This window comes from Alphaproteobacteria bacterium 33-17, from assembly GCA_001897445.1.
In the GTDB taxonomy this organism is placed as follows: Bacteria; Pseudomonadota; Alphaproteobacteria; order Rickettsiales; family 33-17; genus 33-17.
Genome location: MKSX01000027.1, coordinates 198,408 through 214,946, shown reverse-complemented (window position 1 = coordinate 214,946; position 16,539 = coordinate 198,408). Strand labels below are relative to the sequence as shown.

16 protein-coding genes and 1 tRNA gene are annotated in these 16,539 nt (G+C 34.2%); 10 read left to right on the top strand and 7 right to left on the bottom strand.

Going from position 1 to position 16,539, the window contains the following annotated elements; genetic code table 11:
• Nucleotides 1-52: 52 nt before the first annotated feature.
• Complete coding sequence (locus BGO27_05850; protein ID OJV12241.1) at nucleotides 53-2,014, top strand: hypothetical protein; 1,962 nt, start codon at nucleotides 53-55, stop codon at nucleotides 2,012-2,014.
• A gap of 143 nt (nucleotides 2,015-2,157) precedes the next feature.
• Entirely contained in the window at nucleotides 2,158-3,423 is a 1,266-nt protein-coding gene (locus BGO27_05845; GenBank protein ID OJV12240.1) for a hypothetical protein, read from the top strand.
• Between the two features lie 198 nt (nucleotides 3,424-3,621).
• Here the strand turns inward: BGO27_05845 and BGO27_05840 are convergent.
• Nucleotides 3,622-3,697 (bottom strand) — tRNA-Val (locus BGO27_05840).
• 138 nt (nucleotides 3,698-3,835) lie between these two features.
• On the opposite strand from BGO27_05840, the gene BGO27_05835 reads away from it, so the two are divergent.
• From BGO27_05835 to BGO27_05820, 4 genes are all read left to right on the top strand, one after another.
• Nucleotides 3,836-4,390, top strand: a complete 555-nt coding sequence (locus BGO27_05835; protein OJV12239.1) for a hypothetical protein — start codon at nucleotides 3,836-3,838, stop codon at nucleotides 4,388-4,390.
• 1 nt (nucleotide 4,391) lies between these two features.
• On the top strand, nucleotides 4,392-6,464 hold the full coding sequence (locus BGO27_05830) for a hypothetical protein (protein OJV12238.1): 2,073 nt from the start codon (nucleotides 4,392-4,394) through the stop codon (nucleotides 6,462-6,464).
• 87 nt (nucleotides 6,465-6,551) lie between these two features.
• On the top strand, nucleotides 6,552-7,223 hold the full coding sequence (locus BGO27_05825) for a hypothetical protein (protein ID OJV12237.1): 672 nt from the start codon (nucleotides 6,552-6,554) through the stop codon (nucleotides 7,221-7,223).
• Nucleotides 7,224-7,253: 30 nt separating this feature from the next.
• On the top strand, nucleotides 7,254-7,745 hold the full coding sequence (locus BGO27_05820) for a hypothetical protein (GenBank protein OJV12236.1): 492 nt from the start codon (nucleotides 7,254-7,256) through the stop codon (nucleotides 7,743-7,745).
• Nucleotides 7,746-7,773: 28 nt separating this feature from the next.
• On the opposite strand, the gene BGO27_05815 is transcribed toward BGO27_05820, so the two are convergent.
• The 3 genes from BGO27_05815 to BGO27_05805 all read right to left on the bottom strand — a co-directional run bounded on the left by BGO27_05815 (nucleotide 7,774) and on the right by BGO27_05805 (nucleotide 10,522).
• The gene (locus BGO27_05815; GenBank protein OJV12235.1) at nucleotides 7,774-8,391 is read right to left on the bottom strand and encodes a hypothetical protein; all 618 of its coding nucleotides are present in this window, start codon (nucleotides 8,389-8,391) and stop codon (nucleotides 7,774-7,776) included.
• Nucleotides 8,384-9,118, bottom strand: coding sequence for a hypothetical protein (locus BGO27_05810; GenBank protein OJV12234.1), 735 nt, complete (start codon nucleotides 9,116-9,118; stop codon nucleotides 8,384-8,386). The genes BGO27_05815 and BGO27_05810 overlap by 8 nt, the downstream gene beginning before the upstream one ends.
• Before the next feature lie 606 nt (nucleotides 9,119-9,724).
• Nucleotides 9,725-10,522 (bottom strand): undecaprenyl-diphosphatase UppP, encoded by a 798-nt coding sequence (locus BGO27_05805; protein ID OJV12233.1) that lies wholly within the window; start codon nucleotides 10,520-10,522, stop codon nucleotides 9,725-9,727.
• Nucleotides 10,523-10,607: 85 nt separating this feature from the next.
• Between BGO27_05805 and BGO27_05800 the strand changes: the two genes are divergently transcribed.
• The 4 genes from BGO27_05800 to BGO27_05785 all read left to right on the top strand — a co-directional run bounded on the left by BGO27_05800 (nucleotide 10,608) and on the right by BGO27_05785 (nucleotide 13,975).
• Nucleotides 10,608-11,648, top strand: a complete 1,041-nt coding sequence (locus BGO27_05800; GenBank protein ID OJV12232.1) for a rod shape-determining protein — start codon at nucleotides 10,608-10,610, stop codon at nucleotides 11,646-11,648.
• 10 nt (nucleotides 11,649-11,658) lie between these two features.
• Nucleotides 11,659-12,465, top strand: coding sequence for a rod shape-determining protein MreC (locus BGO27_05795; GenBank protein OJV12231.1), 807 nt, complete (start codon nucleotides 11,659-11,661; stop codon nucleotides 12,463-12,465).
• Nucleotides 12,455-12,805 carry a hypothetical protein gene (locus BGO27_05790; protein ID OJV12230.1) on the top strand — a complete coding sequence of 117 codons (351 nt, stop codon included), beginning with the start codon at nucleotides 12,455-12,457 and terminating at the stop codon, nucleotides 12,803-12,805. The genes BGO27_05795 and BGO27_05790 overlap by 11 nt, the downstream gene beginning before the upstream one ends.
• Nucleotides 12,806-12,868: 63 nt before the next feature.
• Nucleotides 12,869-13,975, top strand: a complete 1,107-nt coding sequence (locus BGO27_05785) for a cell filamentation protein Fic (GenBank protein ID OJV12229.1) — start codon at nucleotides 12,869-12,871, stop codon at nucleotides 13,973-13,975.
• A gap of 38 nt (nucleotides 13,976-14,013) precedes the next feature.
• On the opposite strand, the gene BGO27_05780 is transcribed toward BGO27_05785, so the two are convergent.
• The 3 genes from BGO27_05780 to BGO27_05770 form a co-directional block, all read right to left on the bottom strand.
• Nucleotides 14,014-15,051: a hypothetical protein gene (locus BGO27_05780; GenBank protein ID OJV12228.1), complete on the bottom strand. Its 1,038-nt coding sequence runs from the start codon at nucleotides 15,049-15,051 to the stop codon at nucleotides 14,014-14,016.
• Between the two features lie 195 nt (nucleotides 15,052-15,246).
• Nucleotides 15,247-16,020, bottom strand: a complete 774-nt coding sequence (locus BGO27_05775; GenBank protein ID OJV12227.1) for a hypothetical protein — start codon at nucleotides 16,018-16,020, stop codon at nucleotides 15,247-15,249.
• Nucleotides 16,021-16,064: 44 nt separating this feature from the next.
• The gene (locus BGO27_05770) at nucleotides 16,065-16,538 is read right to left on the bottom strand and encodes a transcription elongation factor GreA (GenBank protein OJV12226.1); all 474 of its coding nucleotides are present in this window, start codon (nucleotides 16,536-16,538) and stop codon (nucleotides 16,065-16,067) included.
• Nucleotide 16,539: the final 1 nt, after the last annotated feature.

Here is a 16,539-nt window from a genome sequence, read left to right as displayed (position 1 = left end):
CCTTTTTATATGTTAGTATAAATATTAATTTATTTTTAATATAGGTACTAACATGAAATCTAATATCGATAAAAATACACTGTTTAATAATAGGGATGCAAACTTAGGTCAGTTAAGAACATATATTGAAAATATCGATACTCAGGATCAAAATTTTATGGCTGGTTTCGTTGATCTCATGATCAAATGTCATGGAGATCCAGCAATGGATTATTTTAAAAATAACGATTTAAAAAGTATAATTGATAAAAATCCAGGTATAGATAGTACTGAACTCACTGAAATTATAAATTATCATATAATAGCCGAAAATAAAGCGTTAATGAACAATGAAATGCTTATTAACGGTCATATTAATGACAGTTTTGTAGTATTTGATCCTAATAAACCTAATGAAAATGCTAGCATTTCAGTGAAGTTAATGGTAAGTAACAGCTTAGCTAATTCACAAAGCTTTATTGATAAAAACTTGGAATATCTAAAAAACACCACGTTGCTAGATAAATCTGTTTCAGAGAAACTCATTGAAAAGTTAGAAGCTATTAAAAACAGAATCTCTGATAATACAGAAAAAATTTCTTCTCAAACTAAAAATACTGGTCAGCAAAATTTATCATCTGCTGCACAAGTTGTTAATGCTCCAACAATTTCTGCTGTTGAGGTTGAAAAGTCTAATGCTGAGCAAGCTACAAATCCAGAAGTAGCCGAGGTAAAAAAACCAGACTTAAAGATGCCCGAAGATAAAAAGCCCATAGCAGCTAAAGTTGATAACGGATTTGTTAAAAAACTTGACTCCCGTATTAAGCAAAACCAAAGTTCAAGAATTAAAACTGCAGAAGCTTTAATTAAAGAAGTTAAAAATGCAGGTTCTGGCGAGCTTTCACCTGAACTTGCTCAAAATATTGCTCAATTTTATTCAACAACCAGAATTGCTGGCGGGACAAATATCTCTACTTATTATCGCGGAATGGAAAAAATGACTGGTGATATGGCAAAAAAATTGTCCACCCCTGCTTTCTCAGAAAGACTTGAGCATATATCACAAGATATTAACCTTGAATCAGCCTCAATTGAATTAGATAAACTTATTAAAGACAAAAAGATTATTGTTGATGGAAGTGAGTTAAACACTACGCAGTTAATTGCGGCAAGACAATATGGTAGCATACAAAGACTGCGAAATCACAGTAAGGCTCTGGAGGGTGCTAGTGGTCTTGACGCTGCTGAAGTATCAGAGCTTTCAAAGAAAATTGGTGTTGCAATAGATTATACGCTTGAGAATTCAGTAACAAAGAGTAATGAAGCTAAAGATAAGTCAGATAGAGAAATACCCAAAGCACCAGAAGTTGCAGTCGAAAAGCCTGTAGCTAAAGAAGCTGAAGAGGTCAAGGAAAAGCCTGAGCCAGAAGTTGCTAAGCCAAAAGAGACTTCAGCTAAAAAACCTAAGGAAGCAAAGGTTGATAAAGAAGAAGACAAAAAGGAAGATTTGGCAAAAGATTCAAAAAAAGATAAAGCACCAAAAGAAGCTGATAAAGATTCCAAAGCTGATAAGTCACAAGATACTAGTGGCAAAAAGGGTAAAGATAAAAAGCCTAAGGATGGTTTGTTTAAATCATCTAACAGAGGCAAAGTATATGGTGCTATGGCAGCAATGGCTGTTCTTACAGCTCTTTTTGCATGGCCTTTGGCTATAGTAGTTGTAGCGGTAGGGGTAGGTCTGGGAATTGCAGACGGTGTAAAAACTCGACAAAATAAAAAGAAAGCAGCTAAAGAAGAGGCTAAAAATGCGGCTATGACACCAGCAGATGAGTCAGCGCCATCGGTTGATAAGGGGCATGCAAAAAGTCGCTCAACTAGCGTAATTGATTCATTGCCAGAGCATGACAAGGATACTGTGAAAGGCATGGCTGATGGTATTGCATCTAAGCATAAAGCTAGTGTTGAAACAGGAGTGGGTCATAAACCTGGTAAAGTGGTTACTGAGACTGAGAAATCAGTGCCAGATCGTAAATAATCTTTGTTAAAAATATCGCTAAGTTCCTAAAATAAAAGGAAAAACTGCGATAAATATTATTTGGATAGAATTCAAGTATTTAAAATTGTTTTTTTATATGTTAGTATATATGTTAACGATGTTTTAATTTTGGGTGTGTATTTATGAAAGATGCTATTAACCTGCTTGCTTTATTTGATAACAGGATGCAAAATTTAGATTCTTTAGAAAAGAGTCTGAAGGGTGCTAATTTAACGGATAGAGCTAATGCTGCTAAAGTTGCTGAGCTAATGTCTTTGTGTTACGGCGAATCTGGAAACAAGTTCTATGATACTAATAAACTTGAAAATATAGATAATGATAAAACCCATTTAAGTCTTAATTACAAAGAAATGGAAGATATTGTTAATCATCACATATTGACTGAAAAACAGGCGTTAAATGTTAATGAAATTCTACGTGAAGAACGCGCAGGTACTACATTAACATTAGATAATCCTAAAAATCCTTTTGAAGTAATAAATTATAATGTTGATGATATAGTAAAGCAGGGCTTTGAAAACTCATATAACTTAATCAATAGTCATTTAGATTATTTGAAAAATCACAAATCAATAGATGCAGGAATTGTAAAGCCTCTTGTTGATAAATTAGAGGATTTTAAAGGTCAGATCTCAAATAGAATGTCTGAGCTGGGTTTTAAAGAGCGCGACTTAAGTAACGCTCCAGCAGCAGCGCAAGGTGCAACTCCACCCGCGCCAGACCCTGCAGGTCTTGGTGATGCACAAGAGCTGGGTGTACAGAATTTAGGTGAGGCTCAAGGTTTTGATACAGCGAAAGGTACTGCTAAATACAGAAAGGATTGGCTCACACCTGCTGACAGAACAACTATATATGGTTTATTATGTGCATTTGCGGTAGCGGCAGTTTTTGTTTTCCCACCTGCGGGTATTGCGCTAGCTTGTGTTACTCTGATATTTGCAGCAGTAGATATTGGTATAAAATATGGTCGTAAAAATAAAATTGATTTCGAAGGTGAAGAGATAATTCCAGATATAGCTGGCATTAAAGGTAGAGGACAAGAACCTGGTCGTGGGCAAACTAGGGATCAGGAAGTTGGCGATAACCTTCCGCTAAATGACCCAGCTCTAGAACCCGCTGCGCCTCCAGCACCTCCCGCTCCACCACCACCACCATTAAGAGCTCCAGCGGCTGCATCTGCAGGAGAAATACCAGTTCCACCACCAGCTCCTCCTGTAAAATCTTTATCTAAGGAAGATATGGATAAGTTTAAATCTTCTTCAAATGCATTAATGGAACACAAATTGTTTGTTGAGCAAAAGGCAAAGAATAATCCATCTATAGAGCCTGTTGCCCCTACTTTACCGGGTGGAAGCAAGCCAAAGGGCGGACAAGAAATTCCAAAGTAGACAGCTATGTCATTCCGAGAAGTGCGTAGCTACCATCGTGGGAATTTAGTAAAACTCTGGCATTATCTCATAGATTGCCGCGCAGAATTACATTTTGCTTGCAATGACCTGGCTGTAACACCCTGTTGTCATTGCGAAAAATGCCTTGCATTTTGTGGCAATCTAGTAATATAACTAATAGTTTGTGTATGGAAATATTGGTGGGCGATGACGGACTCGAACCGCCGACCATTACGGTGTAAACGTAACGCTCTACCAACTGAGCTAATCGCCCCCTAAAAGGATGTGATTTGTATCTGAATCACAAGGGAGTTTTATATACATCTTTTCTAAACTAGTCAAGCACTTATTTGTAATTTTTCTAAAAATTATTTAAATGCTAGTTTCAAACATTATTAATGTATTGCAAAATATGCAGATATCCTTATATAATACAGGTGAAAACCATTACTATATAGAGGAAAGCGTGTTAGGTGGGAATTTTTCAGAAAAAGACTTTAAAGAATGCTTAAGCCATTATTCTACTGGAATTACAGTGGTTTCTACCTCAGATTCTAACGGTGAGCTTTATGCCTTAACTGTTAATTCTTTTACTTCTGTTTCACTTAAGCCGCCATTAGTGCTTTTTTGCCTTAATAAATCTTCACGTTCTTTGGGTGCTTTTTTAGAAAGCGATTCGTTTGCTGTAACTATTCTTGATTACTCTCAGCATAATATTGCTAAAAGTTTTTCATCTAGCAATCCTGATAAATGGGATGGCATAAATTACGTATTAGGGGCAACAGGTTCGCCAATAATACTTCCGAATCTTTCATTTATGGAATGCGAAAAATTTACTGATTATGAAGCAGGTGATCATTACATTATTATAGGTAAGGTAATCCATTTAGACGTTGCAAAAGCTGATAAAAAGAACCCACTTATTTACTTTAGAGGTGCATATCACCACTCACCACAGCCTGTTTAAAATGCTTGATAATTACTTATTTAAACCAGTTGGAATATTAAAAGGCGTAGGCGAAAAATTAGAAGAGGCATTTCATCGCCTTGGTATATACACTATTAAAGATTTATTAATGCACAGACCGTTCGGTGCGGAACACAAACAGCATTTAGACTCGCTTCAAAGCATAGATCCCAGCATTACATATATTATAGAAGCTAAAGTTATTAAAGTTCCGCCATATAAAAATTTACCACGAAATCATAAACACAGAATTACTATAGAATGCGAAGTGCTTGATAAGCCACTAGATGTAGTGTTCTTCAATTTCGTGCCATATCATATTTTACCAAAGGTTAAAATTGGCGAGTCATATACTTTCGTAGGTAAAATTACATTCTTTATGAATAAAATGCAGCTGGTGCATCCTGATTTTTATACTTCTAAAGAGCTAAATATAATTAGAAAAGTGGAAGCAAAATATCCGCTTACATATGGTATTAATTCTAAGATTATCAGTAGCTTAATTGACCGCTGTATACTTCATGTAGAGGATGAACTTGAGTGGCTACCAGCCAGATTTATCAGGCATTTTAACTTTTCAAGCTTTAAAGAAGCGCTGCAAAAAATGCACTACCAGGTTCCTTGCTCAAGAGAAGATTATGACAATGCAATAAGACGCCTAGCTATGGATGAGCTGCTGGCTCATACCATTATGTTAAAGCACTCACGTGAGGTTGAGCAAAAAGCAATAAAGCAGCCACTACATATAAATAACGATAATATCAAAAAGCTTGTAGCCAGCCTTAAATTTACCTTAACTGAGAGCCAGCAAAAGGTTTTGCGCGAAATTTTTCATGATTTAAAGTCAGATAAAACTATGATGCGTTTAGTGCAGGGTGATGTTGGTAGTGGAAAAACCATTATAGCCGTTATTTCTATGCTTGCCGCGATCTCTGAAGGCGGGCAGAGTGTTATTATGGCTCCTACAGATATATTAGCTCAGCAGCATTATTATGGTATAAGCGAGATGCTGGAGCCTTTTGGATTAAGGGTTGGCATGCTGAAAAACGCGATGCCATCTAAATTAAAGCAAGAAAATATCCAAAAATGTGAAAATGGTGAGCTTGATATAATAGTTGGTACGCATTCCCTTATTCAGGATAATATTAAATTTCACAACCTTAAGCTTGCAGTTATTGATGAGCAACACAGATTTGGCGTAAAACAAAGGCTAATGCTTGCTGAAAAAGGGCAGGCAACCGATGTATTACTTATGACGGCAACCCCAATTCCGCGTACGCTTATGCTTGCAAATTATGGTGACATTGACGTTTCCATTAATGATATTAAGCCAGAAGGTAGAAAGCCAATCGATACAAAATGTGTAAATTTTGCAAAGCTTGAGGAACTTAAAAGATCTCTTCAAAAATTTATAGATAAAGGCGAGAAAATATACTGGATTTGCACTCTTGTTGAAGAATCTGAAAATATAGATGCTATTTCTGTAAATGATAGATTCCTTGATCTGCAAAAAATGTATGGATCTCAGGTTGCAATGCTGCATGGACAGATGAAAAATCAGGAAAAAAACGAGATTATGGAGCGTTTTGCTTTTAGCTCAGATATTAATATTTTGGTATCAACTACTGTTGTTGAGGTTGGCGTTAATGTTCCAACAGCAACATGCATAGTAATTGAAAATGCCGAACGTTTTGGTCTTGCGCAGCTTCATCAGCTTAGGGGGCGCGTAGGACGAAGCCATTTGGAATCTTATTGCATTTTGCTATATTCTAAGCAAGTAAGCGCTGTGGGTATGAAGCGCCTTAATGCTATGCGTGATAGTCAGGATGGTTTTTGTTTAGCTGAGCAAGATTTAGAGCTGCGTGGTGGCGGTGAGGTGCTTGGTACGCGCCAAAGCGGTGGCTTATTTTTTAAATATGCATTATTTCCTAACGACAAAGAGCTTCTGGAACTTGCGAATCAGGAGGCTGATCACTTGATAGCGATAGGCGTTAAGGAACTCCCTGAAAAAACAAGATTTTTGCTAGAATTATTTAATTATGGCTCAGTGCAGAATTTAGTAAACGCTGGTTAATTTATTAATTTTAAGTTAATTAATCATTGACAAGTCGTTAATATATTGTATAATTTGCTTGTTTAATAATAAATAATGGGAAATATTATGGCAAAACTACAATTTAACGATGAAAATCACGAAAAATTTGCAGCATCTTACGCTAAACATGCAAAAATTAGAAATGTTAGTCAAAAAGGGTTCTTCTCTAAAGGTACATTATTATCATTATCTAGATTTGCTTTAGGTGCGGGGTTATCTGTGCTTGGCTTTAACGTGTTTGGATTATTATTAGGTTCGGCAGCTCGCAGCAGTATATTTATGGCGGCAAAATACGTATCTGCATACGTTGCTGGTAGTTTTTTAGCAAAAACAGATATCTATAGATTTACATTTGAAAAAATTATTTGCAAACTTCCTATTAAAGACAGTACTAAAACAAGCATTGGCAATACTATGACAAGAGTTAGAGATCAGCATTTTATATTTTGTGGATGGATAGAGAAAAAATTAGGTTTTGTAGGCGGAATAATATCTGATTTAATTAATCCTTATAATGGAAGGGGTTTTGTTGAGTATAAAAACGATGTGTCAGATAAATATGAGCAAGTCATGACTCAATCTGGTACATACTCGTCAAGCTTAACCCACCGAGTTACGTCTAAAGTACATGGTTTTACAGACTTATTAAATCCATTAACTTTAGTTTATAGAGAAAAGGTAGTTGAAATGTCTGATGATAACTTTAATAAAGTTAAGCAAGAGTTAGGCGTTCAATAGCTTTATCAAAAATAAATAAAGGTAGATTTGATGATTAGAATAATTATTTTGATAGCTGCAATTTTGTTATCAAGTTGTAAAACAAAATTACCTCCTCATCATAAAAATTGCTATGTTTCTTCTGTTGAGAATGTTGAAGGTAAGAAATATAGCCCATCGAAAGGTACTGCAGTCGGAGCTGGAACAGGAGCATTAGTAGGTGGTTTTTTTGGTGCTACCGCAGGTGCTATGACCGGAATGGCGCTTACAGCAATGACTTTTGGAATGGGGGCTGAGTCAATACCAGTTCTTGTTGTTAGTGGAATGTTGGTAGGTTCTGCTTCTGGTGCTGTAATAGGTGGAACAGGTGGATATGTTTATGACTTCAATAAAGCGGGTTCTGGAACTTATGAGTATAATGTTTATTGTGATGACACACAAAATTATACTTTAAGAATCACAGAAAAAAAACCATTAAGGGTAAATGATCAGGTTGTTTTTTACTGGGATAAAGAAAAGCCAGTCCTGAAATTGAAGAAATAAAAGCTTTATTATTATTGATTATATGGAATTAGTCCATTCTTTTTTCTTGATTAATCATCTTTTTAAGATGAGCAATCATACCGTCATAACCTTTCTCGGCAATAACTGATGTAAATTCTGTTCTATGATTTGTGATCATGCTAACATCTTCTGCTACAATGTCATAAATCTGTAAGCTTCCAACTTTAGTTTGGCTTGGTTTAATCATATATTCTACTTTAACATCAGGGTTGTTCACTCTGTCAATTAATGTAGAAACTTTATATCTGTGTTCGCCAATTTGCGATGCAGATTCAATGCGGATTTTATCCTGATTAAACTCTTTGAATTTTGGAACATAAGCATTAACAAGGAATTCTCTGTAAAGATTTGAAAATTCATCTTGCTGAGCAGATGTTAATTCTCTGAAATTTGGTCCTAAAACGAAACGTGAAATCCATTTAATGTCGACGTTTTCCAGGAATTTATCTTTAAGCAAATTAAATTTCTTTTTTTCTTCAAGTTTTGTGTCTTGAATTAACGATATTGTATCTTCACTTAATTTAGTTATAAAGTCTTTGCTTGTATTAATATCATCGGCGCTGTTAGCAAATGCAAGATTCGCACTTAAGATAATTGTAGTAAATAATTTTAGAGATTTAAGCATTATTTTTACCTGGTTTACAGTTTTTTAGCTTACGTTGTTTTTGTGAATATGTGCTTTTCACCATTGTGTATTCATCAAAAGATAAGTCCTTGATATCTTTCAAATACTGTGCATATTTATCACGATTATGAACGATTTGCAATCCTTTAAGTGAAAGTGTAGCATCTTTATGTAATATATAATTAAATGGATCAGAAACGCTATCAAGAACCAAACCAAAAGTATCGCGTGTAGATGAAGGTCCTAAAATAGGAAGAACTACATATGAGCCGCTTGTTATGCAGGCATTAGCCATTGTATCAGCAAAGCCTGTGTTCATTTTCTTTACACCATTAAGTCCTGCAATATCCATTGTTCCAAGTAAGCCTAATGTAGAATTAACTAAGAATCTTGAAAAACTTTGGAAAAATCCTTCGCCGTTACCTTGTAATAAATGATTTATCATAGATACTGGTTCACTCAAATTTACAAAGAAATCATTAACTCTGTTTTTTGCAAAATCTGGTACTACTTTTTTATAAACTTTTGATATTGGTTCTAAAGCAACTGTATCCAAACCTTTATTGAAGCTATATATAGCTCTGTTTAATTTTTCAAATGGATCCTGAATAACTTCAAAATGCATGCCGTATTCATCAAAATCATCTTTCTCTAATAAATTTAAGTTTGCTGCATTTGCTGCTGAAGAAAAACCTAATACCAAAGCCATTATATAAGCTACGCGCATAATTATACCGATACCATAATTAATATATATTTATATGTTACTATATATTACATGTTTTTTTCAAGTTTTAAGTGAAGTAAATAACGTTATTATAAATTAGCTGTTAATTGATAGCGATTTATAAAATTTTTTTCTTACGAAAAGATAACTCTCTGATATATATAGAAATAAAATTTTCAACCCATGCTTGCGTAAATTAAAAATATATGTATAATGACCAAACTAAGAAGGGAAATTATTAATTTTTTAATAGTTAATTAATAATTAAGAGTATATGTATAATTAATATAAATTTAAGGGTATTGCAAAATGTCAGCAAGAGAATTGCCAACTAACAACTACTATAATAAAGAGATTATCAAAATTAGAAAATTGTATCAAAAAGTTTTGACGCAGGACTTAGAAAATTTTATATGCGCTGAAACCGCAAGATCTCGAAGCAAAGCTAAAAATGCGCTTATAAAGTTTGCATTCGGAGAAGAAAAAGAAGATTTTGATATTATAGCAGAACTTGCAGATATAGACCCATCATACATGAGAATGGTAATAAAACATACGCTTAAGGAATTTAGTAATCCAGTATATTGTAAAAGCATAAGAAAAATCTTAAAGAAGGATAATGAAAATAAACCCTACAATAATTCTGTATGCTCCAAATATATAAAGTCCACGCACTTTGAGGAAGTTTATTAAAAAATTTGCAGTGAATAATGAACTTAAAAACGAACTAACCATCGCAGCAATAATAATAGGTGCTGTTTCTTTGTTAAATGCATGTATATATTTAATTAAACTATAGCTTGAAGCGGCTATCATAGTGGCTAAGCCTAACATAAATGAAAACTCAACCGCAACATTGCGGGATTGTTTGGTTAAAATGCCAGCGCATATTGTGCTTCCAGAACGTGAAACACCTGGTATAAAAGCAATTGTCTGAATAATACCTATTACCAGGGCGTTTTTAAAACCAAGTTTATACATATCATCGTTTGAAGTATCAGGTTTGTATTTATCTACCATTATTAAAATGATGCCGCCTATGATTAAACTTGTGCCAATTACAGGAATAGTTTTAAGTTCAGCGATAAAATCAGATAATGCAAAGCCAATAATAATTGCTGGAAGCATTGCTAATATAATATAAAGTCCAAAGTTGCGATGGTTAGTTTGATTTTTAAAGAAGCCGACAACATTTTGAAATAAAAAATCTTTACGAATTATTACAAATGCTGCAAGGCTACCTAGCTGAATAACAACATCAAATAATTCATTAGGAACACTTGAGATAGGTATAAATTTTTGAACAAAAATTAAGTGAGCAGTAGATGAAATAGGTAGGAATTCCGTTAGTCCTTCAACTAGTCCTAGTATTATTGCAGAAATAAATTCAATTACAGTGTACATAATCGTAAAATTAAACTTGTTATATTAGTGTTTTTTTTCTAATATATTGAAATATAGGGAAATAACAAGTTCAAAAAGGTAAAAAATGTTCGGTAAGCTTCTCGGTTTTATGTCTAGCGATATGGCAATTGACTTAGGTACGGCAAACACTCTCGTTTATGTTAAGGGACGTGGGGTGGTCTTAAATGAGCCTTCAGTGGTTGCTCTTTTTAAAGAGAATGGTACTACAAGACCATATGCGTTCGGTCATCAGGCTAAAATGATGTTAGGTAGAACTCCTTCTGAAATTGAAGCTATTCGCCCATTAAAAGACGGTGTAATTGCGGATTTTAAAGGCGCTGAAGAAATGATTAAGCACTTTATCAGAACCGTACATAACCGCAGAACTTTTACAGGACCACTTATTATAGTATGCGTACCATCTGGTTCAACACCAGTAGAGCGTAGAGCGATTCAGGATGCAGCAGAAAGTGCAGGCGCGCGCGATGTGTTCCTTATAGAAGAACCAATGGCAGCCGCAATTGGTGCTGATCTTCCTGTAACCGAGCCTACAGGTTCTATGATTGTTGATATTGGTGGTGGTACTACTGAAGTTGCAGTACTTTCACTTGGCGGAATTGTATATGCAAGGTCGGTAAGAGTTGGTGGTGATAAAATGGATGAAGCAATCATTTCATATATTCGCAGACATCATAACCTTTTAATTGGTGAATCAAGCGCTGAAAAAATCAAAAAAACAATTGGTGCTGCTTGCGCTCCATTTGATGGAATTGGTAAAACAATGGAAATTAAAGGGCGTGATCTTATTAATGGTGTGCCAAAAGAAATTGAATTAAATGAACTTCAAATTTCTGAAAGCTTAGTAGAGCCAGTTAGTCAAATTGTTGAGGCTGTTAAAATTGCTTTAGAATGTACTCCGCCTGAACTTTCGTCAGATATCGTTGATAAAGGTATTGTTCTTACTGGTGGTGGATCTCTTCTTAAGAATCTAGATTACGTACTTCGTGAGGCTACAGGTCTTCCGGTATTTATTGCTGAAGATCCGTTATCTTGCGTTGCGATCGGTACAGGTAAGGTACTTGAGAACATGAAGAAATTCCAGCATGTATTATTTAAACAAGACTAATTAGGCTTAAATGTTATCAATAGCTTCAGATTTTGCATTATTGATTCGTAGTAACAAGATATTAATTTATCTGTTTTTATCAGTAGTGCTATTAATATCTGACTTTAATAACTATGCTTATACTAACACAATAAGGCATTTTACTTTATCTAAGCTCATGGTGGTTCAGGAAAAGCAAAATGCCTTTTATCATTTAATAAATGAAATGATAGACAACGCTCGTGAGTTTGTTAGTCTTAAACAAGAAAACGAAAGACTTCGTGAAGAAAAAAGGGTTTTAGAGAAATATTTCCTTATGACCCGTCATATGGAACAGGAATACATAGCTTTAAAGAAGCTAATGAATATAGTTCCTGATAAAAAAATTGAGTTTGTAACATCTTATGTATTAGGCGACCTGACAACGCCTTATTCTTCATCAATAATGGTAAGTGGTGGAGAGGCAGATAAAATTAAAAAAGGTCAGGCAGTAATTAATCAGGATGGTTTGGTTGGCAGAGTAATTGACATTATGGAAAAAAATTCCAGAATAATGTTAGTTAATGATATGAATTCACATATACCAATTATTACAGAAAAAACAAGAGAACGCGCAATAGTATCAGGCACACATGATCATGGCATTCTAAAAATGAAATATCTGTCAGAAGATACTAAAATAGAGGTTGGTGAATTCGTTTTCACATCAGGCGATGGTAAACTTTTTCCACCAGGGCTTTTGGTTGGAACCGTAACGAAAATAAAAAATAACGAATATTTTGTAACTCCTGCTGTAAATTTTAAAAAGCTAGACTATGTGATTCTTGTTGAGTATTAGAATTGTAGAGGTTCATAACGTTCTTTATGGTCATTACGGTCAGCCATTTTTTGATAAGTATATTGCGAATCCTTTTGCGTCACTGAACTTCTGCAATCTTGAAGAAAATGGAATTTTCTATGGCGATCCACTAAAAATTGATGATATTTATAAATTGTATTATTTTATATCTCCAAGGAAAATTTCGTGTCCTCACGATGGTGAGAGAGTAGAAGTATGTCATTGCGAAAAATGCAAAGCATTTTGTGGCAATCCACAAATAATACTAAAGTTTCAAATATATTCTCTCGAGGATATCGTTGTAAACTGCGATATAAAAAACTATATCTATGATTTATAAAGCCTTGCTGTATTGCTCAATTAATGATATAATTATGAGTAATAGATTATTGGTTTATAACTCATGCGAACATGGAACTGGCAACAAGATGACTGGGCTAATTTTAAATTTAAGCCAGAAGTTATTGAAAAATATGAAAAAGACTTTCTAATTCATGCAGGTATTGCAATTGGGGCTGTAAGGCATATTTCTGACAGTGATAGAGATAATTTAACTATTGAGCTTATTAGCGACGAAGCTGTAAAAACATCGGAAATCGAGGGTGAATATCTCAATAGAGATAGTATTCAGATATCTTTAAAGCGAAATTTTGGGTTAGAGGCAGATAACCGAAGAATTACAGCAGCTGAAAGTGGTATTTCTGAAATGATGGTAGATTTGTATAATAATTACCAAGAAAATCTAACTCATGAAACCCTATTTAATTGGCATAAAATGCTTACAAATGGTAGACGTGATATTCATGATATAGGACGTTATCGTACGCATGATGACCCAATGCAGGTGATATCGGGATCAATGCATAACCCAAAAGTGCATTTTGAAGCGCCACCATCAAAAATAGTTAAAAAGGAAATGGATGCTTTTATAAAGTGGTTTAATAAAACATCGCCGCATGGTAAAAAGCCACTGCCAGCATTACAAAGGGCGGCAATAAGTCATTTGTACTTTTTATGTATTCATCCATTTGAAGATGGTAATGGGAGAATAGGGCGGGCAATAGCAACCAAAGCGCTTGCGCAAGCAGCGAATTATCCTTTACTTATAGCCCTTTCAACAAGCATTACTAAAAATAAGAAAGATTATTATAAAATGCTTGAGGAAAATAATCAGTCGCTTGAAATTAGTTCATGGCTTGAGTATTTTGCAAAGCTTATTATTGCTGCTCAGGAAGATTCAGCGAAAAAAATAAACTTTATTATTGAAAAAGCAAAGCTATACGACAGGGTGAAAAATTTACTTAATGAAAGGCAACTTAAGGCTTTGACACGGGTGTTAAATGAAGGAATTGATGGTTTTACAGGTGGCTTAAGTGCTGAAAATTATATTAGCATTACCGATGCTTCACGTGCAACTGCCACCCGTGATTTACATGATATGGTAGAAAAGGGGGCGTTTATAAAAACAGGTGAGAAGAAGCATACAAGGTATTTTGTCAATTTTGTGTGATAAGTCAGGGTTTCAAACCCCTGACTTATTCTCAGTATTTACGCTTTTCTTGAGTTTTCAGGTACGTTGATGTTGTTTTCTCTTTCACTATCAATTTGAGAGCGAACTGACTCCGTAGCACTAGCTGAAGATTGCTTGTTTTTATCAGCAAGTTCCTGACTATATTTATTAATTTCGTCAATTGTAATTTGTGTGCCTTTAACTTTAATACCGTAAGCAATGGATTCTTCAAAGCCTTCTAGTTTTTGTTTCGCTTCATTAGCACTTAATCCTTTATTTTTTAAAGATATTAGAATTGCAGTAGTGTCACACAAAACTGGGTTTTCGCCATTATAGACAGCAATTTTAACAGCTAACTCATCGTATAATTCAACCCATGGGTCGAGGTCAAATTTCAATTTTGAATAGTTTATAGGTGACCAAATTTGTAATGGTGCAACAAGAGTTTCAAATGCCTGCATTTCTTTAAATTTATTGCACAATTTATACATGAAGCTCAAACCAAACAAAGATTTAGACTTAAGAGCGCTACAAAGAGTTAACTTTATAAACGCTTCATCATTAATGATTTCATTTCTTTTTTCTTCGGATGCAAAATTCCAAAGTAACTGTACCATTTCAATATTGCTATGTTTCAATGCATTAGTCAGATACTTAAATGTTTGAGCATTATATATTTCATGCTTTTGCTCATCAGTTGCAGAATCCCAAATAATCTTACATACATCAAACTGATTATTTTCAGAACGTACTGGTACTAAACGAAAATTTCGATAAGACGTAATTTTATATTGCTGCTCATTATTGAGCGAATTCCATAGGTCGATAAACAATGGTCTAAATGATGGTTTATCCGTTATATGTAAAATGATCGAGAAACGCATTTCATCGTCTGCAATATTATTAAAATATTCCATTGCTGCTTCCTTATGACCGCTATTATATAAGTTAGCCATTGTATTACAATGATTTCCTGTTTGATTGAATAAAACTTGAGACGCTTTAATTTCTTCCCAAGCTTTAAGTTGTTCAGCTGTCATTGAAGATTTGTCAAAAATAGGGTGTTTTGCTTGCATATTAATTGCTCTTTTAGGTTGTTAAGGTGTTGTAAAGTATAGCAAAAAACGATGCAAGTCAAGTGCTTACTAACCAATTGTTAGTAATAATGTAACTTTATATTTTGCTCTAAAATAATGAAAAAAACCATACTTTACATATTCAGTAACGTATGGCTTTATATTTTTTTAAGAAAAGCTTATTTATCAACCTAACTATAGGTAGTTCCCCTTATAAGATTTTTCAGTATAATATGGTTTGTTATAAGAGCTACTATAATCTTTATAGTAAGGATTGTTTCGTAAGGTTGTGTCAGCTACTTCTGGAGAAGAAACCTTTTCAAAATGATTCCTATAATTGAATCGAATAGCATATGAATTATAGTGCTGAAGTACGCTCATGCTATCCTGAGTTGTCTTACCCTGATGATACATTGCTTCTAAAAAGCTTGCCGCATCTTCATATTCACCAAAGTTAATATTTTTGTCTTTTTTTAGTTCGTGATATAAATTAATCAATGTGAATAGCTGATCCTGGAATTCAAACCAAACTTTATTAAGATTTGTATTTTTATACTGATTGCATTCTAATATAAAATCTATTGCTGCAAGGTTAACATTTGCACAGCTAGCAGCAAAAAAGCCTTCATCTGATTTACCATGACCATATAGTGCTTCTAAAATCTTATCCTTTGCTTCATAAGATGCTGCATCCCATAACCATCTGGCAATTCCAAATTGTCCTTTTTTAACTAAATACATAAAGCCACGGCAATCTTTAGCCGTAAGCATAGATGTTTGATGAGCTTGGTATCTATTCCAGAAAAATTCAATAACATCGAAATTTTGTAAAATACACGCACCACGAAATAAACCATATTGTTCTTTTGTGAATAAATCTTCAGCATTTTCAATGCTATTCCATTTTTTTTCAAATTTAGCAATAGGCAGCTGCAAAAAATCTATCAATTTTTCTGATTGTTTGCTCATAATTTCTTACCGTGATAATTTTTTATTTTGTATAAATTTAATGACTATTTAAAACTTACTTCTAAAACTTCGTACCATGTCATGCCGCCAGGTGTTGAAATTTCAACAGAGCTGCCAACAGATTTACCGATTAAAGCGCGTGCAATAGGTGAGCTAATTGATATAAGATTTTTAGTAATATCAGCTTCATATTCACCAACAATTTGATAGGTTTTTTCTTCGTCTGTATCTTCGTTAACTATTTTTACAGTTGCACCAAACTTAATAACTGTGCCGCTTAAAGAAGATACATTGATAACTTCAGCTCTTGCAATCTTATCTTCCAGCTCCATAATTCTGCCTTCAATAAAGCTTTGTTTCTCACGAGCTGCATGATATTCAGCATTCTCTGAAAGATCACCAAGCGCCCTTGCTTCTGCAATAGCTTTAATAATATCTGGTCTTTCTACTGTTTTAAGGTTTTTAAGTTCCTCATTCATTCTTTCGTAGCCTGTAGCCGTAATAGGGAATCTTTCCATA

Excerpts from the sequence above, each read along its gene's own strand:
- BGO27_05850 (OJV12241.1), top strand. The coding sequence starts at position 53 with ATGAAATCTAATATCGATAAAAATACACTGTTTAATAATAGGGATGCA.
- BGO27_05845 (OJV12240.1), top strand. The coding sequence starts at position 2,158 with ATGAAAGATGCTATTAACCTGCTTGCTTTATTTGATAACAGGATGCAA.
- BGO27_05835 (OJV12239.1), top strand. The coding sequence starts at position 3,836 with ATGCAGATATCCTTATATAATACAGGTGAAAACCATTACTATATAGAG.
- BGO27_05830 (OJV12238.1), top strand. The coding sequence starts at position 4,392 with ATGCTTGATAATTACTTATTTAAACCAGTTGGAATATTAAAAGGCGTA.
- BGO27_05825 (OJV12237.1), top strand. The coding sequence starts at position 6,552 with ATGGCAAAACTACAATTTAACGATGAAAATCACGAAAAATTTGCAGCA.
- BGO27_05820 (OJV12236.1), top strand. The coding sequence starts at position 7,254 with ATGATTAGAATAATTATTTTGATAGCTGCAATTTTGTTATCAAGTTGT.
- BGO27_05815 (OJV12235.1), bottom strand. The coding sequence starts at position 8,391 with ATGCTTAAATCTCTAAAATTATTTACTACAATTATCTTAAGTGCGAAT.
- BGO27_05810 (OJV12234.1), bottom strand. The coding sequence starts at position 9,118 with ATGCGCGTAGCTTATATAATGGCTTTGGTATTAGGTTTTTCTTCAGCA.
- BGO27_05805 (OJV12233.1), bottom strand. The coding sequence starts at position 10,522 with ATGTACACTGTAATTGAATTTATTTCTGCAATAATACTAGGACTAGTT.
- BGO27_05800 (OJV12232.1), top strand. The coding sequence starts at position 10,608 with ATGTTCGGTAAGCTTCTCGGTTTTATGTCTAGCGATATGGCAATTGAC.
- BGO27_05795 (OJV12231.1), top strand. The coding sequence starts at position 11,659 with ATGTTATCAATAGCTTCAGATTTTGCATTATTGATTCGTAGTAACAAG.
- BGO27_05785 (OJV12229.1), top strand. The coding sequence starts at position 12,869 with ATGCGAACATGGAACTGGCAACAAGATGACTGGGCTAATTTTAAATTT.
- BGO27_05780 (OJV12228.1), bottom strand. The coding sequence starts at position 15,051 with ATGCAAGCAAAACACCCTATTTTTGACAAATCTTCAATGACAGCTGAA.
- BGO27_05775 (OJV12227.1), bottom strand. The coding sequence starts at position 16,020 with ATGAGCAAACAATCAGAAAAATTGATAGATTTTTTGCAGCTGCCTATT.
- BGO27_05770 (OJV12226.1), bottom strand. The coding sequence starts at position 16,538 with ATGGAAAGATTCCCTATTACGGCTACAGGCTACGAAAGAATGAATGAG.